At 41.8% G+C, this 8,786-nt stretch carries 11 protein-coding genes and 1 tRNA gene; 7 read left to right on the forward strand and 5 right to left on the reverse strand.

Annotation, left to right across the window (positions count from 1 at the left end):
* A partial coding sequence (locus ABIL00_07775; protein ID MEO0110657.1) for a FlgD immunoglobulin-like domain containing protein occupies positions 1–474 on the forward strand: 474 nt, incomplete at its 5' end.
* Here the strand turns inward: ABIL00_07775 and ABIL00_07780 are convergent.
* The 3 genes from ABIL00_07780 to ABIL00_07790 are packed head-to-tail and all read right to left on the reverse strand — an operon-like array spanning position 475 to position 2,637.
* On the reverse strand, positions 475–885 hold the full coding sequence (locus tag ABIL00_07780) for an OsmC family protein (GenBank protein ID MEO0110658.1): 411 nt from the start codon (positions 883–885) through the stop codon (positions 475–477).
* Positions 860–1,555 (reverse strand): PhoU domain-containing protein, encoded by a 696-nt coding sequence (locus ABIL00_07785; protein ID MEO0110659.1) that lies wholly within the window; start codon positions 1,553–1,555, stop codon positions 860–862. Before ABIL00_07785 ends, ABIL00_07780 begins: the two co-directional genes overlap by 26 nt.
* 2 nt (positions 1,556–1,557) lie before the next feature.
* Positions 1,558–2,637: a Na/Pi symporter gene (locus ABIL00_07790; GenBank protein MEO0110660.1), complete on the reverse strand. Its 1,080-nt coding sequence runs from the start codon at positions 2,635–2,637 to the stop codon at positions 1,558–1,560.
* A 631-nt stretch (positions 2,638–3,268) separates the two neighbouring features.
* Here ABIL00_07790 and ABIL00_07795 point away from each other — a divergent pair.
* Both ABIL00_07795 and ABIL00_07800 read left to right on the forward strand, forming a co-directional pair.
* Positions 3,269–3,342 (forward strand) — tRNA-Ile (locus tag ABIL00_07795).
* Positions 3,343–3,350: 8 nt separating this feature from the next.
* Complete coding sequence (locus ABIL00_07800) at positions 3,351–3,755, forward strand: hypothetical protein (GenBank protein ID MEO0110661.1); 405 nt, start codon at positions 3,351–3,353, stop codon at positions 3,753–3,755.
* Here ABIL00_07800 and pgeF read toward each other — a convergent pair.
* On the reverse strand, positions 3,729–4,478 hold the full coding sequence (gene pgeF / locus ABIL00_07805) for a peptidoglycan editing factor PgeF (protein MEO0110662.1): 750 nt from the start codon (positions 4,476–4,478) through the stop codon (positions 3,729–3,731). The genes ABIL00_07800 and pgeF overlap by 27 nt on opposite strands.
* Positions 4,479–6,206, reverse strand: coding sequence for a single-stranded-DNA-specific exonuclease RecJ (recJ, locus tag ABIL00_07810; protein ID MEO0110663.1), 1,728 nt, complete (start codon positions 6,204–6,206; stop codon positions 4,479–4,481).
* 466 nt (positions 6,207–6,672) lie between these two features.
* On the opposite strand from recJ, the gene ABIL00_07815 reads away from it, so the two are divergent.
* The 4 genes from ABIL00_07815 to ABIL00_07830 form a co-directional block, all read left to right on the forward strand.
* Entirely contained in the window at positions 6,673–7,491 is an 819-nt protein-coding gene (locus ABIL00_07815) for a sugar phosphate isomerase/epimerase (protein MEO0110664.1), read from the forward strand.
* Positions 7,488–7,739, forward strand: coding sequence for a hypothetical protein (locus ABIL00_07820; protein MEO0110665.1), 252 nt, complete (start codon positions 7,488–7,490; stop codon positions 7,737–7,739). The genes ABIL00_07815 and ABIL00_07820 overlap by 4 nt, the downstream gene beginning before the upstream one ends.
* Positions 7,736–8,068 carry a divalent-cation tolerance protein CutA gene (cutA, locus tag ABIL00_07825; protein MEO0110666.1) on the forward strand — a complete coding sequence of 111 codons (333 nt, stop codon included), beginning with the start codon at positions 7,736–7,738 and terminating at the stop codon, positions 8,066–8,068. The genes ABIL00_07820 and cutA overlap by 4 nt, the downstream gene beginning before the upstream one ends.
* Positions 8,065–8,786: electron transfer flavoprotein subunit beta/FixA family protein (locus ABIL00_07830; GenBank protein ID MEO0110667.1), on the forward strand; the 722-nt coding region annotated here is incomplete at its 3' end. The genes cutA and ABIL00_07830, both read left to right, overlap by 4 nt.

Raw genomic sequence — 8,786 nt, forward strand, 5'->3', positions numbered from 1 at the left:
ACGCAGACTGGTGATAACGAGATAGTCTTCCAGTATTATACTGCGAATAACTATATCTCAAATACGGTTGGGATAGAAGACGAGACGAATCAGATTGGGATAAATGCCCTTTATAATAACACCTATGATCGAAGGTGTGCCCCCTTAGCCCCGAGGCGAGCGATAAAGTTCACAACCGATGAGCCGCAGGTCGGGATGAAAGAGGCGAAAATGGATTTAAGTCGTAAGACCTTTATCCTTCCGACGCTAACGAAAGGAAAGTTTTCCTTTACCTTGCCATCTTTTAGGGTGAAGAAATTTGAGGTTTATACGGTCACCGGTCAGAGAGTAAAGACACTGACAATACCCAAAGGGGCAAAGGAGATTACCTGGTTTGGTGAAGATGAAAAAGGAAGGAAGGTCCCAACTGGTATCTATATCCTGCGGATGATTGGCGAAGAGAAAGAGACCAAAAAGATAATCTTCTTGCGGTGATTAAATAATCTCAATCCGATATTTAACTGGGCAAGAGAGTTTCAAGATTGCGCCTACTGAACAATATTTCTCAAAGGAGAGTTTCACCGCCTTTTCTATATTTTCCCGGTTTAAGTTTTCTCCTTGAAACTTATAGACCATTTCAATCTCGGAAAAGATTCTGGGATGCTCTTCTCTTCTTTGGGCACCGATCTCAATAGAGAAATTTGCTACCTTCTCTTTCATCTTCTTTAAGATGGAGACAACATCCATTCCCGTGCAACCGCCGAGAGTTGTTAAAAGAATCGTCATCGGTGAAGGTGCCAGATTTTCCCCACCGCTCTCTTTCGGGGCATCCATTACCACCAGATGACCGGAATCGGTCTCACCAATAAATCTCATCCCTTCAATCCATCTCACTTTTGTCTTCATCACTTCCCTCCGTGGTCCGGCATTCTGGTCTATAGGTTAAACGGTGGAATGGGTTGACAACCGAAGAAGCAACATTTTTTAAGTGGGCACTCACCCTTTTTAGATAGCGGGCTAAAAGGCAAATCACCACCCCATCGCGGGCGCGCAAACTCTCGTCTTTTATCACATCCTCCACAATCTTCTCGCACTGGGGAGCCAGTTTACTATGTTCTTCCATAATCATTCTCCCTAAATCACTGTCCGCATCCTTAAAGCATGCGATTGTCTTTTCAAAAAGTTCTTTAACCTTCTGTTCAATTTCTCTTATGCGGTCAAAGTAGCTACCCTTTAAGTGTTCCGGATAAAGATGAGCCAACTCAATTGTGTTTTTTGAGTAGTCGCCAATCCTTTCAATATCATAAACAATGATGGAAAGAATTAAGGAAGAGGTGATATCTTGGTAGGGATTTATCGCCAGATGTTCCAAAATCTTTCGCCGGACATCCATCTGGAAGAGATTTAACTCGCAGTCTAACTTATAGATATCCTCTCTTTCCCTTTCTTCTTCCAGCATCACCCGCATTGAGAAGTCAAACATATGCTTTGCCTTTTCTAACATCAAAATCACTTCCTCGGTTGCTTCTTTGAGTAAGGAATCCTTCTTCCAAAATTTCAAAAAGTCGGCGAACATAATCACCTCCTTGTTAAAATAATCATTAAAATCGGTAATAAGAAAAAAACGACCAAAACATAAACAATCGCCCAACCCCGCCCTTTACTTACTAATCTACCCAGTTCTTTGGCGAGAGTTAGCGGTACGACCCGTAAAGGATACCAGACACAACAGCCAAAGAGATTAAAGAGTAAATGGCAGAAGGCGGATTGAATTCCCAAGGGAGAGCCGGTAACCAAGGAAGCAAGAATTGCGGTAACCGTGGTACCGATATTCGCCCCGAGGGCATAAGGATAAACTTTTATCAAGTCTAAGATACCGGCGGCGACCAAGGGAATGATTAAAGAGGTCGTGACCGAACTTGATTGGATAAAGGCGGTGAAAAAAAGACCCAAAAGAAATGCCTTAAAAGATGAGCCGAAGATGTAGCGGTCCAAGAGAACCTCAATCCGAGTAGAAAGGAGTCGCCGGACACTATCCACCAAAAACTTTAGGGCTAAGAAGAGAAGGATGAGAGCAAGAAGGATAAGGATGGTTGGATTTTTAACAAGAAAGGAAGTGAGGGGCTCCGCCACGGGATTTAATATCGTTCTCAAAGGACTTGATAGATAAGGACCGCGGATACCCTTAAATACCTCAGTTAAGAAATAAGACGACCTCTCCAAAAGATGGCACGAGACCTCCAAGGGAAAGAAGAGGAGAACCGTAAGGAAATTAAAGAAATCATGGACAGTTGCCGAAGGGAAAACCTGGGTTAACCTTGGTTTGGAAGAGACAAAGGTTAAGGCGATTAGGGTATTGGTGACGGTTGTGCCGATATTGGCACCCATAATGATGGGGATGGCATTTCTTAACAATAAGACTTGATGGGCAACCATCCCGACAACGATAGAAGTGACAGCGGAGGAACTCTGGACAAGGGAAGTGGCTAAAATTCCGATAAAAAGTCCTGAGAAGGGATTAGAGGTCGTTTTGATTAACTTCTCAACAATTCCCGAACCGAGAAGTTTTAAGCCATTGCCCAAAAGTTCAATGGAAAGGAGGAAAAGATATAAGGAGATAAGGCCAATAATTAAATCACGCTGCCACCGCCTCTTCACCGCCTATTTTATGAAATTGGTTCCTTTTGTCAATTATCAGTCCTTTAAGAGAAGAAAATGGGAAGATAAGCAAAAATCGTGCCCGATGGAGAGATTTTCTAAAATTAGCCTAAAAATTTAGTGTCCCATTTTGGGGGATATTTTCGTATTTATTATAGAGGGCTATGAAGAAGTTAATTAAGGATTTTGCCTTTTCAGAGTTATCCGTCTGGGGCGGATTTATAATTATCAGAAGAGATATTGAGGAGGTGTTATCGGGTAATTAGTCCCTAACGAAAATGGCATTAAATCATAACCTTTATCAAACAGGAGGGATTTATCTTTATAAAATGGGGTGTAGCATACAGGGGATGGCATCGGGGGTCTAATATAAACCCTAACCGATGGGCTAATAACCAGTTTAAACTTGGGGCTAATTAAGGGTCTAAAAAGGAGAATAAAGGTAGGAATAATAATAAGGATAATTGGCAATCTAATTAAGGGTCTAATTGGAGGTTTAATTAGAAGTCTAATTATAGATTTAATCTGAAGCCTAACTGATAGTTTAATAAGGTGCCTAAATGATAGCCCAATCCCGGGGAGACTTGACTTTTGCCCAATTTCCTTTATCATTGGAATATTGATTAAAGAAGGGCCCGTAGCTCAGTTGGTCAGAGCAGCTGACTCATAATCAGCGGGTCGGAGGTTCAAGTCCTCCCGGGCCCAATCCCTTATTGCACTGGAAAATCCATAAAGCCAAAGAGAATCCGAAGAAGACTATTTTCGTCTCCCTATTTTTATTCTTCCTTCTCCTCTTCTTCTTCCTCTTTTATGGTCTATTTTGGACCCTTCTTGCCTTTCTCTTTCTCTTTGCCACTCTCAACAGTTATTTTCTCCCCATTACCTATACCTTAACCGAAGAGGGAATCTTAGTTGATAAGAAGATTTATAAGTTCAAAAGGGAGTGGAAAGGTTTTAAGAAGATAATTGTCCTAAAAAATGGTTTACTCCTCTCACCCTTTGAAAAGAAGACATTCTTAGATAACTTTCGTGGCCTCTTTATCTTTTTACCAGAAGAGAGGGATAAAGTTATCTCTTTTATTAATGAGAAGTTAAACCTGAAGTCCGATCAGGGCTAAATTCCGGCCGGTCTTGCCGTCTCTCCTTTTGGAATAGAATAAATCCCCTTGGCAGTGGACACAATATTCTAAGGAGGAATATTCTTTTAACCCTTCTCCGGCTAATAAACTCCGAGCCAAACCTCTTAAATCTAAATAATAGCGAGAAGCCTTATCCCAGAGAAATTCTTGATAATTTTCTGGATATGCCTTTTGGAATGCCGAAAAGACCTCTTCCCCAATTTCGTAGCATTCCCCCCGGATGGATGGGAAAAGGAGATAGAAGAGAGGGGAGTCGGTCATCTCCTTTAAGATTTGGCAAATCTTTTTCGGGAATCCTAAAAGGAGATTCCGCCAACCGAAATGGGCAATCCCAATCAGGTCGCTTTCTTTGTTAAAGAAAGCGACTGCCAAACAGTCTGCCACCTTCACCCCTAAATACAACCCTTTCTCTTTTGTGAGGAGGGCATCCCCTTCCTCAAAGGTTTCCCCTTTTACAAAAACTATCTTATCGGAATGGGTCTGTTTTAGGGTGATAATCTTTTTCGTCCCTAAAACCTCTTTTAACTTCTGGTAATTCTTCTCCACAACCTTCTTCTCTTCTCCTACTTCAAAAGAGAGGTTAAAAGATTTATATTCTCCTTGAGAAAATCCTCCCTGGCGGGTGGTGAAGATTAGTCGGATTGGAAATTCTGATTTTAAGTTAAAATACTTTAACCCATCTTTTTCTTTTAATTCCCACATCTATTCCCGAATTTTCAAATCTTCGCAGTAGAGTTTTATTCTCTTTTTGCCGAAGAAGTTATCCTCGGCAAAGGTATAGGCGATATCAATGTGATTCTCTTTTCCGGGAATTAAATGTAAAATGTCGCTGTGACGCCCGAAGGCGAGGCAGTCAAATGCCTTCTTCTTATTCTCCCGCACCGTAAATTTCAAATGCTCCTTACCAATAACCCTCGGAAAACCGACTACCTCTAATCCCCGAGTAGCAAAGATAGGCATCGGATTTTCTAAGCCAAAAGGTTCAAACTTCCGCAAAAATTCTAATAATTCTTGGGAGATATCGTTAAGGGAGATCTCGGCATCAATGAACAACTTCTTCTTTTTCAGTTCTGGGGTGATAAACTTCTCGGCATAACTTTCCATTCCCGAAATGAATTTATCAATATTTTCAATAGGTAAGGCTAAGCCGCAGGCGTATTTATGCCCACCAAAGCGCAAAAGGCAAGAAGAGTTTTCTAAGAGGGCATCGTAAAGAGAAAAACCGAAGATACTCCTTCCCGAACCCTTTCCCACCCCATCCTTTATTGTGATTAAAATTACTGGTAGATAGAATAAATCCCTCAATTTCTGAGCGACAATCCCAATCACCCCTTCGTGCCAACCTTCTTTTTTTAACACAAGGATTGGTTTTTTCTCTAATTCTTTTTTTTCAATAATCGCTTCCGCCTCTTTGAGAATTGACTTCTCAATCGTTTGCCGCTCCTTATTGTGTTCGTTTAACTCTTGGGCTAAAACCTCGGCTTCTTTTTCCTCCTCGGTTAAAAGGAGTTTCACCGCCTTTGTGGCATCGGCAATCCGACCGCTGGCATTAAGCCGGGGACCTAAGATATAACCAATATGATAACTATTGAGGGACGCCAATTTGATACCGCTAACTTTGGCTAATGCCCTGAGCCCCAAGTTTTTTGTCCGGCGCAATCTCTCAAGACCAATTTTGGCAAGAATCCGATTCTCATTAGTTAAAGGGACAATATCGCAGATTGTACTCAAGGCGACCAGGTCAAGATTTTCTAAGAGGGGTCTCTTATCATAACCGAATTGGGAGAGAAATCCCCATATCACCTTAAAGGCAACCCCACAACCAGAGAGATGCGTTTTACCCTTTGCCCCTTCCCTTTTGGGATTGACTACCGCATAGGCCGGAGGTAATTTATCTCTATTCTTCTCCCTTCTCGGCTGGTGGTGGTCACAGACAATCACATCAATCCCTAACTTCTTGGCTAATGAGAGGGAAGAGAAATCGGTTGTGCCGCAGTCAACCGTAATGATTAAAGAGAAACCATAAGAACGGGCAAAAAGGACCCCGGTCGTTGACAAGCCATAACCTTCCTTCTCCCGAGAAGGGAGATAAAATCCGACATGCGGATAAATTTTTGATAAAATCTTTACCAAGAGAGCGGTTCCGGTAATGCCGTCAACATCGTAGTCACCGTAGATTAAAATCTTCTCTTTTCTCTCTATCGCCCCTTTTATCCGAAAGATTGCCTTCTCGCAATCGGGTAAAAGAAGGGGATTTTCCAAATGAGACAATTTTGGCTCTAAAAATTTTTCTATCTCTTCCTTATCTTTTAACCCCCGTTGGTAAAGGAGGGCAAGCAAGACCGGAGGGAGAGAAGTTTCTCTTTTTAACCTTTCAAAATCTTCTCCCCATTCTCGCTTTGGGAATATCCACTCTAATTCCCTTCCCATCATTAAGGATAGAGAAAAAGGGAAATAAGTCAACTAAGTAAAAAGGCAAAAATTTTATTCTTTATCTTTGCCATGCGGGTTAGTGAAAAATTATCTCATTAGATAATTTTCTTAAAGGGGGATTTTGCCTTTAAGTCTTTCATTTTAGATAACTTAGCCCTATTTTCCTAAAAAGATGGGGGTCAGTTCCCCCTACGGTCTCCCTGGTGGGTAAAAAAGACTATGTTTCTCCCTATTTTCTTCCCTCTTTTCCTCAGCCTTTCCTCCAATACTTTTACTTTCTCTCCCCATCTTATCTCCAATTTTCCCCGGGTTCCTTCACAGGAAAAGGTCTCTTTTCCTCTCCCCTTCACCACCCGATAAAAAGCCTCCCTTTTTGTCCACGCTGAAGCCTATTAAAGGGAATAAAGGAATTGGGACTTTGGGAAAGAGGTTGACCAATCATTTTTTTCCCTTATAATGGGAGATGGAAGAAATAAGCAAACGCTTAGGTCCCCAAATCCTATTTGACTTTTCCGATATCTTAGAGGCAATCTCTTTTGTCCGGAAAAGTGGCTTTAAGGTCTTAGAGATAAATCTCAATAACCCATACTTCCTTTCCCAATTGCAAAGAAAAGAAGAGAGAAAGAAGATTAGGGAAGAGAAAGAAGCGGGAATGAGAATTCTTTTCCACGCCTTAGAAGGTTTTTCTTTTTTTATCCCAGAAGGGGAATTATTGGAAAACTCCTTCTCTTTCTTAAAAAGAGTTTTAGATTACCTCTCGGAAATTGGCGCGGAGAGGTTGACAATTCATTTGGGAAACGATTTGACCTTTGGGGTGAGTGGCAAGAAGGTTTTAACTTATGAGGTCTTCCCGGAGATTTACCAAAGACAGATGGAAGAGGTGGTGAGCAGAATGAAGGAGATAAGTAGGGGGAAGACGGTCCTCTGTTTAGAAAATGTTGGCGGTTTTCGCTATCCTTTTGTAATGGCGATTATGGAGAAGTATCTGGGAGATAGTTTGGGCTTAACCTTAGACATTGGCCATATCAACCGCTTGCCCCCAGAAAAGCAGAAGGTGGAAAAGGATTTCTTTATTAAAAATCTTAAACACATTAAGAACTGTCATATCCACGATAACTCCGGGGAATGGGATGAGCATAATATCGTGGGCGAAGGGAAGATTGATATTCTTTACTATCTCAATCTCCTGCGGGAGAGTGATAGTTATCTAATTGCCGAAGTGAGACCGAAGGAAAGTGCCTTAGAATCCCTCCGGCGTCTGAAGAAGATGCTTTTCGTATGACCAAAAGGGAAGTTCTGCAAAAATTGGAGGAATTCTTAAAATCTAACCGACCGGAGATTAGTCTCATCTTTGATGAGATTGAAGGGGAAGGAGGGCTCTGTTCTCTGAAAGGGAAGTATTATATTATTGTTAATCGCCGCCTTTCCCTTGACGCCAAGATAAAGATTATTACCGCCGCGCTCAAGCAGTTGAATTCCTTTGAATTGCCTCCGGAGATAAAAGAGGTGATAAAAAAATGGGCGGAATGAGGAAAGGGTTTATTATCGTCTACACCACAGTGGGCAAAAGAAAGGATGCGGAAATGATTGCCCGAAAACTATTAAAGAGACGCTATATCGCCTGTGCCAATATCTTTCCGATGGGAGCAAATTATTGGTGGCAGGGGAAGATAGAAAAGGTAAAAGAGTTTGGGTTATTTTTGAAGACGAAGAAAGAGAATTATAAGATAGTTGAGCGGGAGTTAAAAAGGATTCATCCTTATGAACTCCCTTGTATTCTCTCCTGGCGGATTGAAAGGGGGGAGAAGAATTACTTAAACTGGCTTAAAGAGAGTGTTGAATTTAAGGAGGAGATATGAAAATTATTGTTGCCCTAAAAAGGGTGCCGGACTTTTCCGAGATTGACTTAAAGATTGATGAGACCGGAAAAGATATAAGAAAAGATAATCTCCCTTGGACAATTAACGAAGCGGATAATTACGCCTTAGAAGAGGCGCTTCTTACAAAAGAAAAATACGGGGGCGAGATCACCGCCATCACTGTTGGCAAGAAGGAGAGTGAAGAGGTTTTAAGATTAGCCTTAGCCAAAGGGGCGGATAATGCCATTCGGATTGAAGGTGACTATCGCGACCCGATGATTATCGGTTTCCTTCTCTCAAAGGTGATTAAAGAAACTCCTTTTGATTTAATCCTTTGTGGTGCCTTTGCCGCTGATGATAGTTACGCCGCCTGTGGTCCAATTTTGGCATCCTTCCTCTCTCTGCCCTTTGCTTGTTATGTCGGGAAAATGGAGATTCTTAATTCCCACCTTATGATTGAAAGGGAGTTGGAAGGGGGAAGAATTGAGATGAAAAAGATCCCCCTCCCCTGTCTCTTGGCAGTTCAGACCGGTATCAATAACCCTCGTTATGCCTCCCTCTTGGGGATAAAAAGGGCTCAGGCAAGAGAGATTAAGGTCTATGATTTAACTTCTTTGAAAATTACCGAGGAGGATATTAAAAATAATGCCGGTTTAGAAATTGTCCGTTTCGCAAAGCCGATCCGGGAAGCAAAGGCGGAGTTTCTCGTTGGTAGTCC

The sequence above is a fragment of the candidate division WOR-3 bacterium genome (genome assembly GCA_039801905.1).
Classification (GTDB): Bacteria; Hydrothermota; Tepidihabitantia; order Tepidihabitantales; family JBDRVQ01; genus JBDRVQ01.